General features: G+C 44.1%; 21 protein-coding genes, 2 tRNA genes, 1 pseudogene and 1 riboswitch. Of the genes and pseudogenes, 6 read left to right on the plus strand and 18 right to left on the minus strand.

Annotation, left to right across the window (positions count from 1 at the left end; translation table 11 throughout):
• Positions 1–223 precede the first annotated feature (223 nt).
• Positions 224–369, plus strand: a riboswitch (cyclic di-AMP (ydaO/yuaA leader).
• A gap of 183 nt (positions 370–552) precedes the next feature.
• Entirely contained in the window at positions 553–2,379 is a 1,827-nt protein-coding gene (locus H525_RS0115905) for an APC family permease (protein WP_027416988.1), read from the plus strand.
• Positions 2,380–2,718: 339 nt separating this feature from the next.
• Here the strand turns inward: H525_RS0115905 and H525_RS26560 are convergent.
• Positions 2,719–2,838: pseudogene (locus tag H525_RS26560) on the minus strand (LexA family protein); the annotation flags it as partial.
• A gap of 22 nt (positions 2,839–2,860) precedes the next feature.
• On the minus strand, positions 2,861–3,010 hold the full coding sequence (locus H525_RS29655; protein WP_425387717.1) for a hypothetical protein: 150 nt from the start codon (positions 3,008–3,010) through the stop codon (positions 2,861–2,863).
• 537 nt (positions 3,011–3,547) lie between these two features.
• Here H525_RS29655 and H525_RS25755 point away from each other — a divergent pair.
• Together H525_RS25755 and H525_RS29660 are read left to right on the plus strand one after the other, a co-directional pair.
• On the plus strand, positions 3,548–4,312 hold the full coding sequence (locus H525_RS25755) for a copper amine oxidase N-terminal domain-containing protein (RefSeq protein ID WP_051331094.1): 765 nt from the start codon (positions 3,548–3,550) through the stop codon (positions 4,310–4,312).
• 92 nt (positions 4,313–4,404) lie between these two features.
• The gene (locus H525_RS29660) at positions 4,405–4,650 is read left to right on the plus strand and encodes a tyrosine-type recombinase/integrase (RefSeq protein WP_425387719.1); all 246 of its coding nucleotides are present in this window, start codon (positions 4,405–4,407) and stop codon (positions 4,648–4,650) included.
• A 32-nt stretch (positions 4,651–4,682) separates the two neighbouring features.
• Here H525_RS29660 and H525_RS0115930 read toward each other — a convergent pair.
• Positions 4,683–4,753 (minus strand) — tRNA-Thr (locus H525_RS0115930).
• Between the two features lie 437 nt (positions 4,754–5,190).
• Complete coding sequence (gene ald / locus H525_RS0115935; protein WP_027416991.1) at positions 5,191–6,321, minus strand: alanine dehydrogenase; 1,131 nt, start codon at positions 6,319–6,321, stop codon at positions 5,191–5,193.
• Positions 6,322–6,620: 299 nt separating this feature from the next.
• On the opposite strand from ald, the gene H525_RS27480 reads away from it, so the two are divergent.
• Entirely contained in the window at positions 6,621–6,791 is a 171-nt protein-coding gene (locus H525_RS27480; RefSeq protein ID WP_155837356.1) for a hypothetical protein, read from the plus strand.
• Here H525_RS27480 and H525_RS0115945 read toward each other — a convergent pair.
• From H525_RS0115945 to H525_RS24430, 6 genes are all read right to left on the minus strand, one after another.
• Complete coding sequence (locus H525_RS0115945) at positions 6,759–8,003, minus strand: PucR family transcriptional regulator (RefSeq protein WP_027416993.1); 1,245 nt, start codon at positions 8,001–8,003, stop codon at positions 6,759–6,761. The two genes, H525_RS27480 and H525_RS0115945, sit on opposite strands and share 33 nt — an antisense overlap.
• Positions 8,004–8,107: 104 nt before the next feature.
• Positions 8,108–8,194, minus strand: a tRNA-Leu gene (locus tag H525_RS0115950).
• A gap of 66 nt (positions 8,195–8,260) precedes the next feature.
• Entirely contained in the window at positions 8,261–9,013 is a 753-nt protein-coding gene (locus tag H525_RS0115955; protein WP_027416994.1) for an amino acid ABC transporter ATP-binding protein, read from the minus strand.
• A 12-nt stretch (positions 9,014–9,025) separates the two neighbouring features.
• A complete protein-coding gene (locus H525_RS0115960; protein WP_027416995.1) occupies positions 9,026–9,706 on the minus strand; it encodes an amino acid ABC transporter permease in 681 nt (226 codons plus the stop codon).
• A gap of 15 nt (positions 9,707–9,721) precedes the next feature.
• A complete protein-coding gene (locus H525_RS0115965) occupies positions 9,722–10,537 on the minus strand; it encodes an amino acid ABC transporter substrate-binding protein (protein ID WP_027416996.1) in 816 nt (271 codons plus the stop codon).
• Between the two features lie 59 nt (positions 10,538–10,596).
• Entirely contained in the window at positions 10,597–11,370 is a 774-nt protein-coding gene (locus H525_RS24430) for an aminotransferase-like domain-containing protein (protein ID WP_245590505.1), read from the minus strand.
• A gap of 34 nt (positions 11,371–11,404) precedes the next feature.
• Here H525_RS24430 and H525_RS26565 point away from each other — a divergent pair, with 34 nt between their 5' ends.
• Positions 11,405–11,941, plus strand: coding sequence for a pyridoxamine 5'-phosphate oxidase family protein (locus H525_RS26565; RefSeq protein ID WP_081413451.1), 537 nt, complete (start codon positions 11,405–11,407; stop codon positions 11,939–11,941).
• On the opposite strand, the gene H525_RS0115975 is transcribed toward H525_RS26565, so the two are convergent.
• Positions 11,880–13,223, minus strand: a complete 1,344-nt coding sequence (locus H525_RS0115975) for a phospholipase C (RefSeq protein WP_027416997.1) — start codon at positions 13,221–13,223, stop codon at positions 11,880–11,882. The two genes, H525_RS26565 and H525_RS0115975, sit on opposite strands and share 62 nt — an antisense overlap.
• A gap of 111 nt (positions 13,224–13,334) precedes the next feature.
• Here H525_RS0115975 and H525_RS27485 point away from each other — a divergent pair, with 111 nt between their 5' ends.
• Positions 13,335–13,556, plus strand: coding sequence for a hypothetical protein (locus H525_RS27485; RefSeq protein ID WP_155837358.1), 222 nt, complete (start codon positions 13,335–13,337; stop codon positions 13,554–13,556).
• A gap of 99 nt (positions 13,557–13,655) precedes the next feature.
• On the opposite strand, the gene H525_RS24435 is transcribed toward H525_RS27485, so the two are convergent.
• The 7 genes from H525_RS24435 to H525_RS0116015 all read right to left on the minus strand — a co-directional run bounded on the left by H525_RS24435 (position 13,656) and on the right by H525_RS0116015 (position 19,015).
• Positions 13,656–14,720 carry an ATP-binding protein gene (locus H525_RS24435; RefSeq protein ID WP_051331097.1) on the minus strand — a complete coding sequence of 355 codons (1,065 nt, stop codon included), beginning with the start codon at positions 14,718–14,720 and terminating at the stop codon, positions 13,656–13,658.
• A 17-nt stretch (positions 14,721–14,737) separates the two neighbouring features.
• Positions 14,738–15,127, minus strand: coding sequence for a VOC family protein (locus tag H525_RS0115985; protein WP_027416998.1), 390 nt, complete (start codon positions 15,125–15,127; stop codon positions 14,738–14,740).
• A 96-nt stretch (positions 15,128–15,223) separates the two neighbouring features.
• A complete protein-coding gene (locus H525_RS27830; RefSeq protein WP_162142512.1) occupies positions 15,224–15,373 on the minus strand; it encodes a hypothetical protein in 150 nt (49 codons plus the stop codon).
• A 314-nt stretch (positions 15,374–15,687) separates the two neighbouring features.
• Entirely contained in the window at positions 15,688–16,290 is a 603-nt protein-coding gene (locus H525_RS0115995) for an SCO family protein (RefSeq protein WP_035101587.1), read from the minus strand.
• A gap of 143 nt (positions 16,291–16,433) precedes the next feature.
• Positions 16,434–17,060, minus strand: coding sequence for a hypothetical protein (locus tag H525_RS0116005; RefSeq protein ID WP_027417000.1), 627 nt, complete (start codon positions 17,058–17,060; stop codon positions 16,434–16,436).
• 31 nt (positions 17,061–17,091) lie between these two features.
• The gene (gene cyoE, locus H525_RS24440; RefSeq protein ID WP_035101591.1) at positions 17,092–18,048 is read right to left on the minus strand and encodes a heme o synthase; all 957 of its coding nucleotides are present in this window, start codon (positions 18,046–18,048) and stop codon (positions 17,092–17,094) included.
• A gap of 22 nt (positions 18,049–18,070) precedes the next feature.
• Positions 18,071–19,015: a COX15/CtaA family protein gene (locus H525_RS0116015; protein ID WP_027417001.1), complete on the minus strand. Its 945-nt coding sequence runs from the start codon at positions 19,013–19,015 to the stop codon at positions 18,071–18,073.
• Position 19,016: the final 1 nt, after the last annotated feature.

Genomic DNA, 19,016 nt, shown 5'->3' on the forward strand with positions numbered 1-19,016 from the left:
CATCTATGAAGAACGTAACAAACACTATGATTCTTCTTCACTAACGTTAATCAAGAGCGAAAAACAGAGTTAGGACAAGAAAAAAGAAGCCTTTTTATGAACGAAGGCTTCCTTGCCATTTTATTAGTAAGTTTAAGCCCGAATGGGACTTTATCTGCTTGGATTTGTGATTTTTCTTTTCACAATAATGCTCCTATAATAAGTTACGTGAAACAACAAACAACTACAAAATCGGTCTAATTCCGGATGCATCCGGAAACGGAGGAACCAATCAATTGGGGTTAATCCTTACTTGTAAGGAGGGATGAGAGTACACTCTTTCGCCATCCTACCCGTCAGCTAACTTCGTCGACTAAAGCGAAGGAGGTCTAAGGACCATCCGAAGGAAGGGCTTTTTTTATTTGTGTTGCCCATCTGTTGTTATGGTCTTTTTTGTGTTCAAAAGGACAGGAGGCAGGGGGAAGATAAGGGAGAAAATAGAGAAAATATGTACCTTTTTTAAGTGATAAGGAAAAAATAAAAAAAACTTATCAAATTGTAGGAGATGGCAACATGAAAGTTAAACATTTTTTATTTGGACGTCCTTTGTCTACAGAAGCATTACAGGAAGAAAAAATGCCGAAATGGATGGCATTGCCGATTCTCTCCTCAGATGCCCTATCATCAGTGGCATACGGAACGGAATCAATTTTAATTGCCCTGGTTGCTTATGGAGTCGCTGCCAGATGGTTTAGTCTTCCCATTTCATTCGTCATTGTCGTTTTGCTCTTTACGCTCATTATTTCTTATCGTCAGGTGATTAATGGCTATCCAAAAGGCGGCGGGGCTTATGCGGTGGCTAAAGACAACTATAATCCACTCATGTCACTGATTGCCTGTGCCGCACTGCTCGTCGATTATACGCTAACCGTGGCTGTATCAGCTACAGCGGGAGTGGCTGCTATTACATCCGCCTTCCCACAGTTGGTCCCTTTGATTGTTGAACTTTCTGTACTTGGAGTACTGCTTGTTGCTTTTATTAATCTAAGAGGTGTACGAGAAGCCGGTACCGTATTCGCTTTTCCAACCTACTTTTTTATTTTAAATATTCTTGCCCTGTTGATTGCCGGTTTATATCAGATTATCGTGCGCGGGATTCCCTCTGCATCCATCCCAATGCCTTCGCACATTCCGGCGGGAGTTACTCTCTATGTTCTACTCCGTGCTTTTTCATCGGGATGTTCAGCACTAACCGGGGTTGAAGCTATCTCTAATGCCACTCCCGCCTTCCGAGACCCAACTGTTAAGAACGCAAAAGCAACGCTATTATACTTGGGCATTTTATTGTTTGTAATGTTTAGCGGCACTTCAATTTTGGCTAATCTATACGGAATTGCACCTTCTCCTACAGGAAATCCTACGGTGCTATCCCAAATCGCTTCTCATTTGTTTGGAAACTCATGGCTGTATTATTCAGTACAAATCTCAACGGCTCTTGTTTTACTTCTTGCTACCAATACAGCGTTTTCCGGTTTTCCGCTTCTTGCTTCCATTGTGGCACAGGATGGCTACATGCCCCGACAGTTTTCTGCAAGGGGTGACCGACTTGCACTCAATTTCGGTATTGCGGTCCTATCATTGATGTCCATTCTTTTAATTATCGCATTTAATGCAAAAACGGATGCTCTTGTTCCGCTGTATGCCATCGGAGTATTTCTTTCCTTTACTATTGCACAAACGGGTATGGTTAAAAAGTGGATGCAGGAAAAGCCCGCTGGTTGGATGTCAAAGGTTTTCATTAATGGTCTGGGCGCCGTGATGTCCTTTTCGGTTGTTATCATCTCCCTTGTCGAGAAGTTTGCTGCAGGAGCTTGGACAATTGCCATTATTATTCCAGTTCTTGTATGGATCATGTTTAAAATTAAAGAACATTACCTAAATGTTGCCAGACAGTTAAAGATTGATATCGGGGAAGAGATGAATTTGAAAAATACCTTGGTCATTGTCCCAGTGGGAGGCATTAACCGAGTTGTTCGAAACTCGCTTGAGTATGCCTTGGAGTCGAACCCGCCAGAACAAATTCTTGCGTTCCATGTAGCTATTACTAAAGATGAAGAGGAAAAGTTTAGAAAGAAATGGGAAGCATGGAACACGCAAATTCGGTTGGAAACCTTTTATTCCCGATTTCGAAGTATCAAGAGTCCTCTTTTGCGGTTCATTGATCAAATCCAGCGGCGAGTTGGCGACAAATATGAAATCACGGTTGTTCTTCCAATTTTTATTACCAAAAAGAGGTGGCAAAGAATACTGCATAACCAAACCGCTTATTTCATTGAGCATGCGTTGTTGACCCGGAAGGACATTATCCTTGTCAAAGTCCCTTTCCATTTAGAATCCTAATATAAAACATACCAAAATAAGATGATTTAATGTCAGTTACGTACCGTTCGGTATACGGCGGTTCCATGAATTCAGACGGACAGTGATCTTTTCTCTCACTATCCGTTATGCTTTTACGTTCTGTCAGTGCCTCAATCATTCTCACTCCCAAGAAAATGAAGTTTGCGTTTCATCAATCGTTTTTGTTCGTACTAATTTAGGAGTACGTTTTCCTTTTAAAAACAATACTCCATTACATGGTACATACCTTTTTTGGTCTTGTAATTTAGGAAAGGACCACATTCTCGATTCATCACAAACCACTTGTCTCCAACACCTCTATCGACCTCTACTTCGTCTGTCGCGCCTGATGAACCCCTTCTTCTCCAAACGATTGAGGTGGCCGTGAACGGTGGAGCTGGACGCCAGACCAACCCCAGCGCAAATTTCTCGGATTGTGGGAGGATATCTTTTTTGCTTCCACCACTTGTTTTATTAGAGGTTACCACAAGAGCAACCTCTGTTGTTTCATTTGTTGTTGCATCTGTATTTTCATTTTTTGTGTCGCTTGTGCGACCGCCATCTTAATTATTTTTTCCAATTCTTTTTCAATTTTAGTGTCTTTTAGAAGGAGGATCATAGCGTCTGCCATTTGGGAGCGCAAGGAAGGTGTTGCAGTAATGTCGTTGAAACCTTGAATATCTTGCCTTAGTTTTGTTGTCTTAAAATCTTTGTCATTAAGGATTGAATCATTTTGTCAGCGTCTTTCCGTCTGCTATGGTCACTTTCGAATGCATCAACCCTTTGCGGTTGTTCTCTTTCACCGGTATGCCAGCCGCTTCGAGTTGACGGGGATTTGTTATGTGTGGAATATATCCATTTATTACAGCGGAATCTCGGTTTATGTAGATATTAGTGATAAATTCACTTTTAACTTGTTAAAACCTATTGAAAACTGCCGATAATAGTATAAAGTGATCAAATCTATAGCATATTTCCTTTCAACACATATTTTTTCAGTAGTTTTCAAATCGATTCTTACGATGGCATCTGATTTTACCCTGCCATTTTGACATGAGGACATTAAATTTTCCAAATAAATTTGGTAAGAAAACAGAACCGTCCTATAAATTTTCATCAAAACACGAAAAATTATGAGTTGAAAAATTTGTGAGAGGAGTAAAGGAAAATGCAAAAAAAATTAGTAACAGGAATAGTCTCAGCTTCATTATTATTAAGTGGAACATCTGTTTTTGCGCAATCTGTTCAAACGAACGGAATCGATTCTATAAATACAAATACAGATTCTATAACGTTAACCAAAAAAACAGGACTGGAAAATGCATTTGATCATGTAAAAAATGAAAATACAATAGAAACCATTTTGAGAAATACCGAAAAGCAACAAGGCGAGGTAACTAAAGAGGATGATGAAAATCACCAAGATGGGAATCACCAAGATGGGAATCACCAAGATGGAAATCACCAAGATATAAATGATCAAGACGGTAATCATGTAACGACAGGAGATGAAATAGTTGTTGCACCAACTCCACCCACAACAGGGGATACAATCACTGTTAACCAGACGGTTGAGATTACGAATGAAATTACTGTAAAACTTAACGGAAAAGTTCTCACATTCGATCAAAACCCTGTTGTTGAAAATGGAAGAACACTGGTCCCTTTACGCGAGATCTTTCAATCATTAGGGGTAAAAATCGATTGGGATGGCAAAACCGGAACTGTAAAAGCCGAGAAAGGTAACCGAAATGTTATGGTGAAAATTGGTTCAACTACGGCAAGAGTAAACGGTAAAATTGTCAAACTTGATCAAAAAGCAGAAATCATTAATAAAAGAACCATGATTCCTCTTCGTTTTATTAGTGAATCATTCGGAGCAAATGTGAAATGGGATCAATTTAACCGCGTAATTGATATTACAGAAAAATAATTTTTTGGGGAAGATACTTTTTTATCTATAAGTTAGGTAATTTATAAAAAATAAAGAAGACCGCCACCCGGATAAGGGCAGCGGTCTTCTTTATTAATGAGGAACGGTTAAAAGTTGGAGATAAATATCATAACCATGGATTTGTGTTTGCAGTAGAAAATGGGGAACCTCTGAATCTTAGCAATATCGTAAATCGCAGTTTTAAGCCGCTGCTGAAGAATGCCGGTCTAAAGAGTATCCGTTTATACGATCTGCGCCATACATGCGCCACTCTTCTTCTTACAGCTGGAGAAAATCCTAAAGTGGTCAGTGAACGATTGGGTCATGAAAGCATCTGATAAACGCAGTAATACCAAGGGTTTTAAAAGGATGCTCCCACGCGGAATCGAACCACGAACTGATCATTACGAGTGACCTGTTATACCGTTTAACTATGGGAGCTCAATTCACCAACGAAAATTATTATATATCATCCAAACTATTTTAGTCAATAGTTTATTTTTATTCGTTTATTTTTTACTCCAAAGGACCGTCCCTTTTCCTTTCTTCTTCAATTGTTCGGCATCATACTTCCGTTAAACAATAGTCTTCCCCTTTATCCGTTATAACACTGATAAACAAAGTTTACCGTCAAAATCCTTGAGGTAAAGAAAAACAACCCTATTCAAAGTCCAATGATAAAATAACAAATGAATTGGCAAACAAAATTCGAGACAAAATGGCCGACGACAAGCTCCTAAAATAATCCCAAGGAGATGATATGATGACAGGTGAAAAAACAGGTATAGATGAAGAAGAAAAGGAGAGCCTATTGCAGGCGTTCCTTTTCTTTAACAAAATGCACATTTTTACACGCGTTTTATTTACGCGTATTTTATTTAAACCGTCTTTCCACCGGCAAGCACATCGTTTACATCGACATACTGGTAATTCAGCGCTTCGGCTACACCTTTGTACGTTACTTTTCCGTCGATCACGTTGATGCCCTTGGCAAGCGCTTTGTTTGCACGAGCGGCTTCGAGGTAGCCTTTTGTTGCAATTTGCACAGCATATGGCATTGTAGAGTTCGTCAAAGCAAGGGTAGACGTACGAGCTACCGCACCCGGCATATTGGCTACAGCGTAGTGGACAACGCCATGTTTTACATACGTTGGTTCGTCGTGTGTCGTTACACGGTCAATCGTTTCAATAGATCCGCCCTGGTCGATGGCAACGTCAACGATAACTGAACCTGGTTCCATTTGTTGTACCATATCTTCCGTTACGAGGCGAGGGGCGCGTGCGCCAGGAATAAGAACGGCACCAACAAGCAAATCGGCTTCTTTTACAGCTTTTGCGATGTTATAGCGGTTAGACATTAGCGTTTGCACGCGGCCTTCAAAAATTTCATCAAGGTAGCGGAGACGCTCCGGATTAATATCAAGCAGCGTTACGCGGGCACCCATGCCAAGCGCGATTTTCGCCGCATTCATTCCGACAATACCGCCGCCAACAACTGTTACTTTCGCAGCTTCCACTCCAGGAACACCGGCGAGAAGTACGCCTTTTCCACCATGCGACTTTTCAAGGAACTGTGCACCGATTTGAACCGCCATACGCCCGGCTACTTCGCTCATTGGAGAAAGGAGCGGCAGCGCACCGTTATCCAGTTGGATCGTTTCATAAGCGATCCCCACGACCTTCTTATCAACCAACGCTTTTGTTAAATCCGGTTCCGGAGCGAGATGGAGATAGGTGAAAAGAATCAGTCCTTCACGGAAATAAGCATATTCCTGTTCAAGCGGTTCTTTTACTTTCATAACCATTTCTGCAGCCCATGCTTCTTTGGCGGAAGAAACAATTTTCGCGCCTTCTGCCGCATATTCCACATCGGTAAACCCACTGCCTACCCCCGCATTCGTTTCAATCAGCACTTCATGACCGGCATGTACAAGGGCAGCTACACCGGCAGGCGTGATGGCTACACGGTTTTCATTATTTTTTATTTCTTTTGGAATTCCTACAATCATGATTTATACCCTCCTAATAGAGTAAACGGAATGTTCAAGACGAATGGCTTAAGCATGTCTTATATACATTCTATTGTATGTACTTTTCGTGACATTTTCCTTGTTTCAATACTTGAATTTTTATTTCGTTATTTGTGAATTTACACAAACAACGCTTTCATGAACGAATTTTCATATATTAGGATGTCCAAAAATGAGAAAAAACTCGCGGGCGTTGCCGCTCGTCCTTTTTCTGCAGGGTAGCGAAACGGCCGCTTAGTGACCGGAAGGTCGGACCGACAAAACATCCGGGTACCTCAATGATGGAGACAATTGTCGGTCTGATCGACCTTCCGGCCACACGCTCCACATCGAAAAAGCAACGTTCGGCACACTCCCACGAGTTTTTCTCAGGTTTCTTTAACGGCAAAAAAAGAATCCACATTAAATGGATTCCTTTAGGATTGATATTTGCGAAGCTTGATATCTAAAAACAGGGTCATTTGGTCGTTGAGGTCATTTACATTTACATTCCCGACCTCGCTAATCCGCTTGAGCCGGTAGGTTAAGGTGTTGGGGTGTATATGGAGTATTTCAGTGATTCGATGGGTTTTTCCCCCACAATCAAGGAAGACTTCAAGCGTCTCCACAAGGTTTGTCTGGTTTTCCAGGTCATACGCGACCAGGCGTTCCAATTTTCTATTTGAATAGTCCATTTGTTCGTTCCAGCGCTTAATTTGAGGAAACAAGCGATATACGCCCAGCTCCTGATATCCGGCAATAGCCCCAACCTCCTGCGGCATCGCCTTTTTCAAATGGATTACTTCAAGTGCCTGCTGATAGCTGCGGGATACATGGATCACATCTTCCACCGGTTCGCCGTATCCGGCTATCATCATCTTTTCTCCGCCAAAACGCTGGTCAAGACGATTATGAAGTTGGGCGATAAATTGGACACTTGCTTGCTCCTCCTGCCCTTTAGTCTTCCTGTCCATGCCTCCAAGCACGACCAGCTGCTTCTGATCAAATGTCCAGAGAGGTAAATAGCGGAACGGGAAAAATTCGTTTAAATTAGACAGAAGGTATTCAAGTTCCTTCTGTACATTCCCCCACGTTTCCTCGGAACAGCGGGCTTCAAATACGAGACACACCATAATCGGGGGAAGCTGCAGCTGAAGCCTGGATGCCTGTTCTTCCATTTCCCGCCGGCTGGTGGACCCCCTGGAAAGAAGCTGCCAGAAAAACTCCCGCCTCTTCTCTTCATTTTTGGAGTGCCGGTCTTTGCGATGGATCATGCGCGGCATGGCAAGACGTGCCGCACGCCTGAGAATGTCAAGATCCGCATCTTTAATCGGGCGGACGGCCTCCTGCACCCAAATGTAGCCAAGTACTTCCTGACCGCGCCGGATCGAAATAGCCGCCCGGTTATCAAGTCCCACATCTTTCATCGCGGGCACACGCACAGGTTCATCGCTGTGCATTAAGGCCTGAATCACCCCGGCCTTCCAAAACCGGACGAGGACAGCTTCAGGAACTTTCCGCTTCATAATGGTTTGAATTCGTACAGGATCCGTCATATCCCCATGCGTGCTGTAAGCCACCACATGGTGGTTCATATCTTCTATTGTGATAGGATTCTCCAGCCGTTCCGATATGAGTTCAGCCAGCTCCATTAAATCCGCAAACTCAATATGCTCCATCATATCATCCTCCTATCACTTCATACTCCCTGTTCCGCTTACGAAACATAGACAAAAAACCATTTACTTTTAAAACAATTGCTCATTTCAAAAGTAAATGGTTTTTATGGTGCGGATGAAGGGACTTGAACCCCCACGGTATTGCTACCACTAGAACCTGAATCTAGCGCGTCTGCCGATTCCGCCACATCCGCAAGCAACTATTAAAGCAACAATATAATTTTATCATATTATCGTTCTAATAGTCAACTCATCTATCACTATAATGATTCTCCGGTTAGTTTATTTAAGAACTGCAAGGTCCGTTCGTTCTTTGTATGTTCAAAGATTTGTTCCGGCGGCCCCTGTTCCGCGATGACACCCTGGTCAATAAAAATCACTTGATCAGCTACATGACGGGCAAAATTCATCTCATGAGTAACCACGACCATGGTCATTCCTTCGCGCGCCAAATCTTTCATTACGCGCAGCACATCCCCGACAAGTTCCGGGTCAAGGGCCGACGTCGGTTCATCAAACAGGAGAACGGCCGGGTCCATTGCCATTGCCCGGGCAATTCCCACACGCTGCTGCTGTCCGCCGGAAAGCTGGTGCGGATACATACCGGCCCAATCCTTCAACCCGACCTTTTCCAGCAAATCGAACGCTTTTTTACGGGCGGTTTCCTTCGGCCGCTTCAGAACAGTAACCTGGCCTTCCATTACATTTTCCAGGGCTGTCATATGCGGAAAAAGATTATAGCTCTGGAAAACCATCCCGGTCTGCTGACGAAAAGCGATTTGTTTATCCTCTGCAATCCGTTTCCCATCTCCGAAAGTAAGCTGCTGATTGCCGAGTGTAATCGTCCCTTCTGTAGGGATTTCCAACAAATTCAGGCAGCGGAGGAAGGTTGTCTTTCCCGAACCCGACGGTCCAATCACAACGACAGTATTTCCTCTCTCGATAGTAAGGTTAATCCCCTTAAGAACCTCAAACTGGCCATAACGCTTATGCAAATTTACGATCTCAATCATACGTTCCCTCCGTTATTTCGCGACATACCGTTCATACCGGCGCTCCATCCGGTGCTGTAAATACGTAAGGACCGTGCTAAGCATCAGATAAATAAAGGCGGCCTCGATATACATCCAGAGCGGTTCATACGTTGCAGCCGTAATCTCCTGCGCCACTTCAAACATTTCTGTCACGGTAATAACAGCAGCCAGGGACGTATCCTTGACCAGGCTGATAAATGAATTGCCGAGCGGCGGGAGTGAAACGCGAACCGCCTGTGGGATAATAATCCGTCGCATCGCCTGGCGTTTTGTCATGCCGATGGAATAAGCTGCTTCCCACTGCCCTTTCGCTACAGAAAGAATCGCGGCCCGAATAATTTCAGAATTATAAGCGCCAACACTCAACGTAAAACCGATGACAGCAGCGGGAAAGTTATTAATCGTGACCCCGATACTTGGCAGTCCGTAAAATATGATAAACAATTGGACAAGCAGAGGCGTTCCCCGAACGATCCAGACATAAAAAGCAGCTATCGCCCGCAGCGGTTTAATGCCGGACAAACGGGCCAAGGCCGTTAAAAATGCCAGAATCAGCCCCAGTACAAACGAGATAATCGTCAAAGGAACCGTAAAGTAGATTCCGGCTTTGAGTAACGGAAGAAAGGAATCCATAAGGATTCCTATAATTCGCTGCGTATGAGTTCCTGCCATTTCTTTCACCCTTTATTATTTTGAGACGTCGGTGCCAAACCATTTTTTAGAAATAGCCAGATAGGTTCCATCGTTTTTCATGTCTGTTAATGCCTTGTTTACCGCATCAACCAGTTCTTTATTTCCTTTATTAAACAACATTCCACTTGCAGAGCCCTGTTTTTGCTCGGCCACAACCTTTATCGGCGTATCAGGTTTTTGCTTTTTCAGGTCTAAATAAGACAGGCCGTCATTAACCGTTGCGTCAACACGGTGGGAAGCAAGCAAATCGATCGCCTGGTTAAACCCGTCCGAATGAACAATGATGGCCCCATTCTGCCTGGCGATATCCGTCAGATTGCTTGTTAGCGACTGTGCCGACTTTTTGCCTTTCAAATCAGCAAACGATTTAATATCGTTGTTATCCTTATTCACGATAAGCACTGCTTTTGAAACGATGTACGGTTGAGAAAAATCATACTTTTGCTGGCGGTCCGGGCGAATTCCGACTTCGTTGGCGACCATGTCAAAACGCTTTGCATCCAGTCCGGCAAACATACCGTCCCATTTTGTTTCGATAAATTGCGGCTTAACTCCAAGACGCTTTGCTACTTCTTCCGCAATCTCCACGTCAAATCCGGTCAGCTTTCCAGATTTGTCGTGAAAGGTGAACGGTGCATACGTTCCTTCCGTCCCGATTCGAATCGTTCCATCCGCTTTAATTTTTTGTAGAAGGTTCTGCTGTTGATTGCCATTTTGCGCTTGTTTTGTATCCGTATTTCCGCCACAGCCTGTCAAGGCAAGGGCCAGAACGAAAACCAAAGTTAACAGAGATAAAATTTTTCTTTTCATCTTAATCCCCCAGTAATTTTATCGGATATAATCGATATGAATTGATAGTAAACCGTTTTTTACGGGCTGTCAATATTCTTCCCATTCCAGACCCTTTCTATTTTCTCTATTCCTTCTCTCAACCGAGCGAAGATATGTAGCCCGGCATCGGAGTCTACCAACTCAAATAAATGGGGGAGTTTCTCCTTCATAGTATGCCGCATCACTTCGTATTTTTGGCTATACACCCGCCTCACTCTCCGCAAATGGCGCTGATACAAGCCGCTGTTCATAAACGAGGTAAGGGCACGCTGTTCCAGCAAGGAAGGCGTATGGGGTTCAAATAATTGCTGTGCCTTGCAAAACGTCTCAGTCAGAGAAGGAGGAAGAACCGCATATCCGACACGAAAATCCGGAAGAATAGTTTTGGAAAACGTCCCGATGTAAATCACCCTTCCTCCTTTATCGAGAACTTTCAACGGCTCGACCGGTCTCCCCCTATGGCGGAATTCGCTGTCATAGTCATCCTCCACAATGACTGCCTGCCGTTCACTCGCCCAGCGGAGAATCGCCTGCCTGCGTTCCAGGCTCAAAACAGTCCCTGTAGGATACTGGCGACTTGGTGTCACAAACAGCAAGCGGGCGTTCCAATCCACGGGAATAATTCCGTTTACATCCACGGCACATGGAACTGGAATTCCCCCGACCGCATTGATCGCATTTTTTACTCCTGTATAGCAAGGATTTTCTACAATGACTTTCTCGCCCGGATGCATCATTTGCTGCTCATATTGAAAGATAACATACGTGCCACGCCCTACGCTAGCCGATACATAACCTTCCGCTGCCAACATCTCATACACTTGATTAACGACTCCCCGGGAAGAGATAAGTTTCGGCTTTCTTGGAACGATAGGCGAGGACGGATGGCCCCACGTTATACCTTTGAATTATGTATATCATAAGGGGAATGTTTATTTCCACGGCAGTAAAATAGGCCAGAAAATAAAGGATATTACAGCCTGTCCGCAGGTTACTTTCACGGTTGCAAAAGAATATGCCGTGGTGCCTTCTTATTATTCGGATCCGAAATTGGCGTGCCCGGCTACTACCTATTTTAAATCGGTATGTATCTGGGGCCACGCGACCATTCTGGAAGATCTGTATGAAAAAGCCGAAGCTCTCACAGCATTTATGGAGAAGCTCCAACCCGAAGGCGGATATGATCCCATCGATCCGGCTGATGCGGGCTATCTATCCAATTTAAAGGCCATCGCGGAACCAGCACGGTCCCTTCCCAAATTTTTAAAAGGAGCTTCTGTTACCGTGCTCATTCCCATTAGCGCATTATTAATTTGCACGTTTACCGGGTGCCATAAGACTTATGAGTCGCGAGGTTTCCCTCATGGTACATATACGGGGTAAAATCAGGATGGCCGAAATCAAACATATCGAGGATATTGTTCGCGTTCTTATCCCGATTATTGAGCGGCGCGAGATGGTGGTTCCATTCGATAAACTTCAAAATCGATGTGGTATCGTATTGTACATGGCTCACATAATTTCGTTTGGCGTACGGGGAGATAACGAGCGCCGGAATTCGGGGCCCTTCTCCTTTTAGTCCATCCGGCCCCGGGGCTACCTGCGGCGGCGGTACATGGTCCCAGTAACCGCCCGATTCATCATACGTAATGATAATGGCCGTGTCTTTCCAATACGGGCTTTTCATAATCGCATTGACCGCTCTCACCGTAAAATCCTGGCCTTCCGGCGAGCTGTATCCCGGGTGTTCGTTCTCCGGGTATTCCGCTTTAAGGAAGCTTACAGCCGGCAGACGACGATTCGCAATATCTGTCTGGAATTGAGCTATGTCTTTTAGATTGGTCCTGTATTTCCCGTCTTCGAAGTTCTGAAAATACTGGAATGGATTATGGTGTGCCGCATACGTTTCATCTTTTGCCGCATAGCCGCCCTGATACCATGCCCACGGGATGCCAGCGGCAGTCATTTTATCCCCGATGTTCGTATAGGTAAGGTTATAAGTAAGACTCTCCCCTTCTGCATCCGCACCAAAATTATTTTTCGGACCGGGATCCCATGTAATCGGCCTGTCTTTCGTCCCCGACTGGGCAGCCACTAAGTAAAGAGCGCCCGGCGTTGACGGCCCAAAAATAGGTTGATACCAGTTATCAGCGAGGGCAAAATGCTGGGCATACTGCCAGTAAGCGGGAATGGTATGATAATCGTAATATCCCATCGCGACGATTCCGCTGCCTTTGATATGCTTCTCGGAAACTTCATAGAACTTATCCATTAAGCCGTTATTATACGCTTTGATCATGTCCTTATAACCATGATTCACATCTGACGTCTTTTTCTGGTGCGCGGGGAATAGATACGGGTAAACCGGTCGGCCGTTCCTGTCAAGATTATAGGAGCCGGCTGGTATCCCGTTGACCGAAGGTGTTCCGGGAAGCGCGTGAAAACCCGGCGCGTTTGGATACGTGCCAAAATAATGGTCAAACGAACGGTTCTCCTGATAAATGACAACGGTATGTTTAACCGGTGTTGCCGTTAATCTGGCGTCTGGGGCAGCCTTTGCCTTAACACTGGTCGGAGCTCCGGCCCATGCGCACAGGGAGGCATAGCCAACAACGACAGCTGCGGCAATAGAAGCGAGCTTGTCCCTTACACTTTTTTGTGTCACGTTCACTCATCCTTTCACATTTCACTCACCTGCTATTATTCTCACCCCGCGCAAAATTATCGAAATCTGATACTGCATTACGTGTTGAAAAATTGAGAAAAACTCGCGGGAGTGTGCCGCTCGTCCTTTTTCTGCAGGGAAGCGAAACGGCCGCTTAGTGACCGGAAGGTCGGACCGACAAAACATCCGGGTACCTCAATGATGGAGACAATTGTCGGTCTGATCGACCTTCCGGCCACACGCTCCACATCAAAAAAGCAACGTTCGGCACACTCCCGCGAGTTTTTCTCAGGTGACCCATGGAGGAAAGTATATGTTGCTTTAACACTGTAAAGCAACATATACTTTCTTTAACGGTAAAAAAAGCTGGAAGATACCAGCTCCAAAATTGGAAACATATTTAGCAAAGCAGGGGGATTAAATTGAACTTTTTCACAGATGACAGCGTATATTTTTGCTTTGGCGAACCGGAAAAATCATGGTGAAAGTCGTTCCTTGCCCCACTTTGCTTTCTATCTGAATTCTCCCCTGATGGTTTTTTATAATGCTGTAACTGACCATCAATCCTAACCCGGTACCTTTTTCTTTTGTTGTGTAAAATGGTTGTCCCAGCTTTGAAATCTTTTCTTCTGGTATGCCGTATCCCCGATCAATAAACGAAATGGATATTTCACTTTTTCCATCACTTTTTATATGTATTGTTACAATGCCACCGCTATCCATTGAATCAATGGCATTTTTCAACACATTGATAAACACTTGTTTTAGGTGATTCGGCACACACTCCATATTAGGGATTGATTCAGATTGGACCTCGATTTCAACATTTTTAAGAATAGCGTGCGGATTAAGCAAAGTGACCGTTTTGTTTACGATAGCTCTTACATCCTCCATTTGATAGTTCACATTTTGCGGCTTGGCTAGCATCAAAAACTCACTTATGATCTCTTCAATCCGGCTTAATTCTGCCATCATAATCTCCGCATATTTCTTACCGTCATTTGTGTGTTTTTGAAGCAGTTGGGTAAACCCTTTTAGAGAGGTGAGCGGATTTCGAATTTCATGGGCCACTCCCGCAGCTAATTCACCGATAATGTTAATAGTCTGTGCTTTTTCGATCACTTGCTCTGCCTGCTTCCGAGTAGTAATATCCCGCCCAATCACCAAAAGGCAATTTCTCTCACCATTATCATGAAACATCGGAATTTTTATCACATCAAAAGTTCTTGTTGTCCCATCCGGCTGAACAAAAGTTTCTTCGAACCGCGTTTCTTTTCTATTCAGCCAGGATGCCTCATCCGTTGTAATGCAGTAAAGCAATTCATCATACGATAAACTACAATACGGCTCCAATTCGATATCCGTTTTTCCCGAATAAATACCATCTTGCATCTTGAAGAAACGAATGGCGGCCTGATTAGCAAAAAGCCAGCGTCCTTCTCCATCCTTAAGATTTACGAAGTCGGGAATCGCATCAAGGATAATGTTTGTAACCATACATACCTGCCTACCATTTACCGCTCGGTTTCAAAGAACTCGATCCATTCACCGTCCGGTCCGGCGAAGAAAATATAACGCGAACCATCTGGCAATGTTTCAATTTCTTCGGTGATAAACGTGACATTCAAATTTTTCAAACGGGCAATTTCTTCTTCAAGATTGTCTACTTTAAAACAAATATGGTGAACCTTTCCCTCAACCGGTAAATCATCATTGTACCCTTGAATGAGTTCAATAATGGTTTCCTGCGACTCTTCAAAACCTAAAAAAGCCAGTTTAAGTGCAGGATTAGGATGTCCCATTCTTTTAATCAGCTGCAAGCCGATCACATCTCCAAAAAACTGAATCGAATTTTCAAGATTTTTTACCATCACACAAACATGTTCAATTCTTCTAACTCCCATTTGCTTACAACCTCCCTTTTTTAAAAAATTTAACTTTCTATATATTACCATTAAATAGTATGCTGTGTCCTTATTTTTTAGTCAGAGATGGATTTTTTAAATCGAGTAGGAGGGGGTGATAAACCCCCGACCTCTCACACCACCGTACGTACCGTTCGGTATAGGCGGTTCCATGAAGTCAGACGGACAGTGATTTTTTCTCTCACTGTCCGTTATGCTTTTACGGTCTGTCAGTGCCGCAATCATTCTCAGCCTTCTTGAAGTTTCCCATGGAATTCACCATTTCTTCCTTCAAGTAAGTCCTTTTCGGATTGCCTGCTTTCAACGAAGATTGCGAACGTCGAGGCTATTCTGCACTCCTTCATGGTTCAGCCCTTCCATAGACACCCTTGAGCTAATGGCTACTACTGCCTTTACCATTCGGGACTCTAACCCTATAGATAATGCCCATGCCGGGCGCACTAAAAAAAAGCGTTCCAACTATGTGACCAATTGGAACGCTTTTTATGTCCTGCACTTGAAAAGTAAACCCGTTACCCAAACGGGCAAAGGTTTGCTTGTTACGTTTCGTGGGCAAGATTTTTAATATCAGCGAGAATTTTATTGTTATCCATCTCGCTCCCCATTTTATAAACGGCGCGAATGTTTTCATCTTTATCAAGTAAAAACATCTGGTTCGAATGAATAAACAAGTCAGCGCTTTGCTTCTCCGCTACTACTTTAAATCCGGTCAAAACATTTTTCGTCTGCTCGGGTGTGCCGCGCAAAAATTCCCACCCGTTGAAGTGAATGTTACGCTGGTCCGCATATTTATGTAATACTTGCGGCGTATCGATCTGTGGATCAAACGTGATCGACAAAATCACTGCTTTATTATTTAATAATTTTTCTTCGTTTAACTTCTGCTGAATGCGGGCGAGATTTACATTCGTCGCCTGACAGATATCAGGGCAATGCGAATAGAAAAAAGAAACCAGCCTTACTTTTCCGTCCGAATCATGAAGCTTTACTTGCTTTCCTGCCAGATTACTAAGCGTGAAATCAGGAGCCCGATCCACCACAGGGAGCCGGGTATATCCCCACCAGAACTGATAACCAATCCCCAGAATAACAGCCGCCGCAAGAACAGATGTAACAGCGATAAACCAGTAACGCCTTACCATCGTGTCTCTCCACTCCTTCAAGACGCTTCTACTCTCTCGTTGTCAGCTTAGAAAGATAGATAAACATAAAGAACAGTACGAAGGGGAAAATAAGATAACCAAGAGCATATAAAATAACTCCCATGTCCGTTCTCCTCCTCTGTTTATTTTGTAAGCAATGACATTTTTGTTCCGCACCACTGGGTGAACTGACCGATTGAAATCAGGTCGCATTGAATAAATACAAGCCATCCCATCACCACGGTATAAATCCATACGCTGGTGGCAGCCGGAATAAAACGCGTGAGTGAAGCTTCTCTGCCGCGGATCACAAAATAAAACGCGCGGACATACAGTACAATGCTAATCAGAGCCAGAATCGCCATAAACGACTGTACCGCAACATACGCTGTCCAGGCGGCCGGGCCGATAATTCGATATTGTTGGATAAGCCAGTAGTCAATCGCAAAATAAGCAATAAAACTTAGGAGGGCAAGGAACAGGTTGAATTTGTACATGCCATTTGCGCGTTTTTTAAAGCCAATTCCACCTATCAGTGTAAAAACACCTGCCAAAAAAAGCAGAATCGCATTATAGTTTACAAAGTCCTGTACACCCGCCGGCAGTTCCACATTAAATACATTCGGCGACCAACCGCGCAGGTATACATTCGACACAATAAACACGGCAAAAAAGAACGTGAATGATAAAAGTCCGAGCCAGATTCCCAGCTGCGCATCATCTCTTATCCCTTTTTTCGGCAGTCGCTCCTCATGAGAATGAGTGGCCATACCTTTCCCTCCTCATTTTAGTACCGTTTTTTTAAACGCGATCTATCATGATAAGAAGGCTGAACATGGTGAGGTAAATTAAAGAATAAACGAAAGACATCCGGGAGAATTTAATCGAATCTTTCATAAAGAATCCGCTGACGTTCAAAACGATATAAACTAATCCCAGAATCCCCATACCTGCTAAATAAACTTTACCCACAGCACCCAGTGCAAATAATAATAGAGTCACAGGAACCAAGGCAACGGTATAGCTAAGAATATAGTGTTTTGTCACTTCGAATCCGCGGACCGCAGGCAGCATCTGGAACCCGGCGGTGCGATAGTCGTCAGCACGGCGCATGGCTAACGCAAGGAAGTGAGGAACCTGCCACAAGAATAAAACAGTAAAAATCACCCACGCGACCATATCCATCGTATTCGTTACCGCCGCATAGCCCATCACCGGAGGCATGGCGCCCGCTACTCCTCCGACTAATGTGTTCAGCGTGGTCGTACGCTTAGTCCAGAGCGTGTAGGCAACAACATAAAAGAATAGACCAACAAGCCCGAGAACCGCCGTTAACATATTCACCGAAGCGAGAAGTACCGTACCAATAATTCCGAGTAGAATTCCCATCTTAAGTACGGAAGACGGGGTTAGGCGGCCCTCTGGCAAGGCTCTTGTTTTTGTACGCTGCATCAGTTTGTCAAGATCTCTGTCGATAAAGTTATTCAGACATGTTCCCGACATAACGACGAGGGCAGAACCCAGCATCGTTAGCAGAACAACGGACATATCCAGACGTCCTGTTGTTCCAATCCATAAACCTGCAAATACCATCATTAAGTTCGCAACGGTAATCCCAATTTTCGTAACTGATACGTAATCACGCCAGTCACCTTTCGGATGCGCTTCTGAAAGAGGTCCGGGCTCCATCACTCGACTCGCGGGGTTTTCATAGGTTGTGCTGCTTTCTAGTACTGTATGGTCTACTGGAGCACCCATATCATTTCCTCCTTACAATCCATTAACTAATGTTTTTTTCAATATATCTATCGTCCGAGTCTGTGTCTGCTTTAGGATTAGGCTTGAGCAGGTCAACTCCCATTCTGGCCTGTGCGACCGTAAATACGCATACAGCTATCATTAAAGCGGATAAAGCCAGATGAATAATCGCAGAATAAATCGCGAGCCTACTGATTAACGCAACGAATCCCGCTAAAATTTGCAATCCGAGCAATCCTGCAAGTACCGTAGTTGAACGTGTAAGCTTCTTCTTGTTTACCGCATGAAAATGCAGCAATAAAATGGCACCGGACACAATGAATGTAACAAACATGTGTGCATATCCGATTCCTTCGGCAATCTGCTTGGAACTAATGAGGCTGTTTAGCAATCGGTACTCATCCTGCAACCAAATTTTCCCTGCCTTACTATGTTCGAAAAACAAACCAAGCATAACTTGCAGCAATGTCGCAATCGTCGCAGTAAGTGCCGGTTTATAAAGGGATTTAACATCCTTGTCAGGATGAAACGCACCCTGCCGTTTTTTATGCTCAGCGAACGTAATCGTCGAAATAAGTGCAAAGGTGGAAAATAACAGCATCGCTTCCGTTCCATCGACGGCGGTAAAGCCAGGCGGAAGCTTAAGAAGTACGTTTACACCGCCGGTAACGGCAACCATAACAAGCAATAACAAAGCAACAAACGTTAATTTTGCAGCAAGCGGGCTTGCTTTTCGTTTACGCCAGGCAACAAACACATTCACAGCAATCAACAACCCTACAATCATAGAAAGCATACGGTGGCTATATTCAATAATCACTTTTCCTTCCAGAGGAGGAATGACTTTCCCGCCGCAAAGCGGCCAGTCTGAGCAGGCAAGCCCGGCGTCGAAATTCACGACCAGGCTGCCGGCAATCAGCAATAGGAAAATACAAATTGTAGTTATGAATGGCAAACGATGTTTCATG

It is taken from the genome of Aneurinibacillus terranovensis DSM 18919, from assembly GCF_000430625.1.
GTDB classification, from domain to species: Bacteria; Bacillota; Bacilli; order Aneurinibacillales; family Aneurinibacillaceae; genus Aneurinibacillus_B; species Aneurinibacillus_B terranovensis.

Bases quoted from the DNA above. Each gene is read 5' to 3' on its own strand.
- H525_RS0115905 (WP_027416988.1), top strand. From the start codon at position 553: ATGAAAGTTAAACATTTTTTATTTGGACGTCCTTTGTCTACAGAAGCA.
- H525_RS29655 (WP_425387717.1), bottom strand. From the start codon at position 3,010: ATGGCAGACGCTATGATCCTCCTTCTAAAAGACACTAAAATTGAAAAA.
- H525_RS25755 (WP_051331094.1), top strand. From the start codon at position 3,548: ATGCAAAAAAAATTAGTAACAGGAATAGTCTCAGCTTCATTATTATTA.
- ald (WP_027416991.1), bottom strand. From the start codon at position 6,321: ATGATTGTAGGAATTCCAAAAGAAATAAAAAATAATGAAAACCGTGTA.
- H525_RS27480 (WP_155837356.1), top strand. From the start codon at position 6,621: ATGATGGAGACAATTGTCGGTCTGATCGACCTTCCGGCCACACGCTCC.
- H525_RS0115945 (WP_027416993.1), bottom strand. From the start codon at position 8,003: ATGATGGAGCATATTGAGTTTGCGGATTTAATGGAGCTGGCTGAACTC.
- H525_RS0115955 (WP_027416994.1), bottom strand. From the start codon at position 9,013: ATGATTGAGATCGTAAATTTGCATAAGCGTTATGGCCAGTTTGAGGTT.
- H525_RS0115960 (WP_027416995.1), bottom strand. From the start codon at position 9,706: ATGGCAGGAACTCATACGCAGCGAATTATAGGAATCCTTATGGATTCC.
- H525_RS0115965 (WP_027416996.1), bottom strand. From the start codon at position 10,537: ATGAAAAGAAAAATTTTATCTCTGTTAACTTTGGTTTTCGTTCTGGCC.
- H525_RS24430 (WP_245590505.1), bottom strand. From the start codon at position 11,370: ATGTTGGCAGCGGAAGGTTATGTATCGGCTAGCGTAGGGCGTGGCACG.
- H525_RS24435 (WP_051331097.1), bottom strand. From the start codon at position 14,720: ATGGTTACAAACATTATCCTTGATGCGATTCCCGACTTCGTAAATCTT.
- H525_RS0115985 (WP_027416998.1), bottom strand. From the start codon at position 15,127: ATGGGAGTTAGAAGAATTGAACATGTTTGTGTGATGGTAAAAAATCTT.
- H525_RS27830 (WP_162142512.1), bottom strand. From the start codon at position 15,373: ATGATTGCGGCACTGACAGACCGTAAAAGCATAACGGACAGTGAGAGA.
- H525_RS0115995 (WP_035101587.1), bottom strand. From the start codon at position 16,290: ATGGTAAGGCGTTACTGGTTTATCGCTGTTACATCTGTTCTTGCGGCG.
- H525_RS0116005 (WP_027417000.1), bottom strand. From the start codon at position 17,060: ATGGCCACTCATTCTCATGAGGAGCGACTGCCGAAAAAAGGGATAAGA.
- cyoE (WP_035101591.1), bottom strand. From the start codon at position 18,048: ATGGGTGCTCCAGTAGACCATACAGTACTAGAAAGCAGCACAACCTAT.
- H525_RS0116015 (WP_027417001.1), bottom strand. From the start codon at position 19,015: ATGAAACATCGTTTGCCATTCATAACTACAATTTGTATTTTCCTATTG.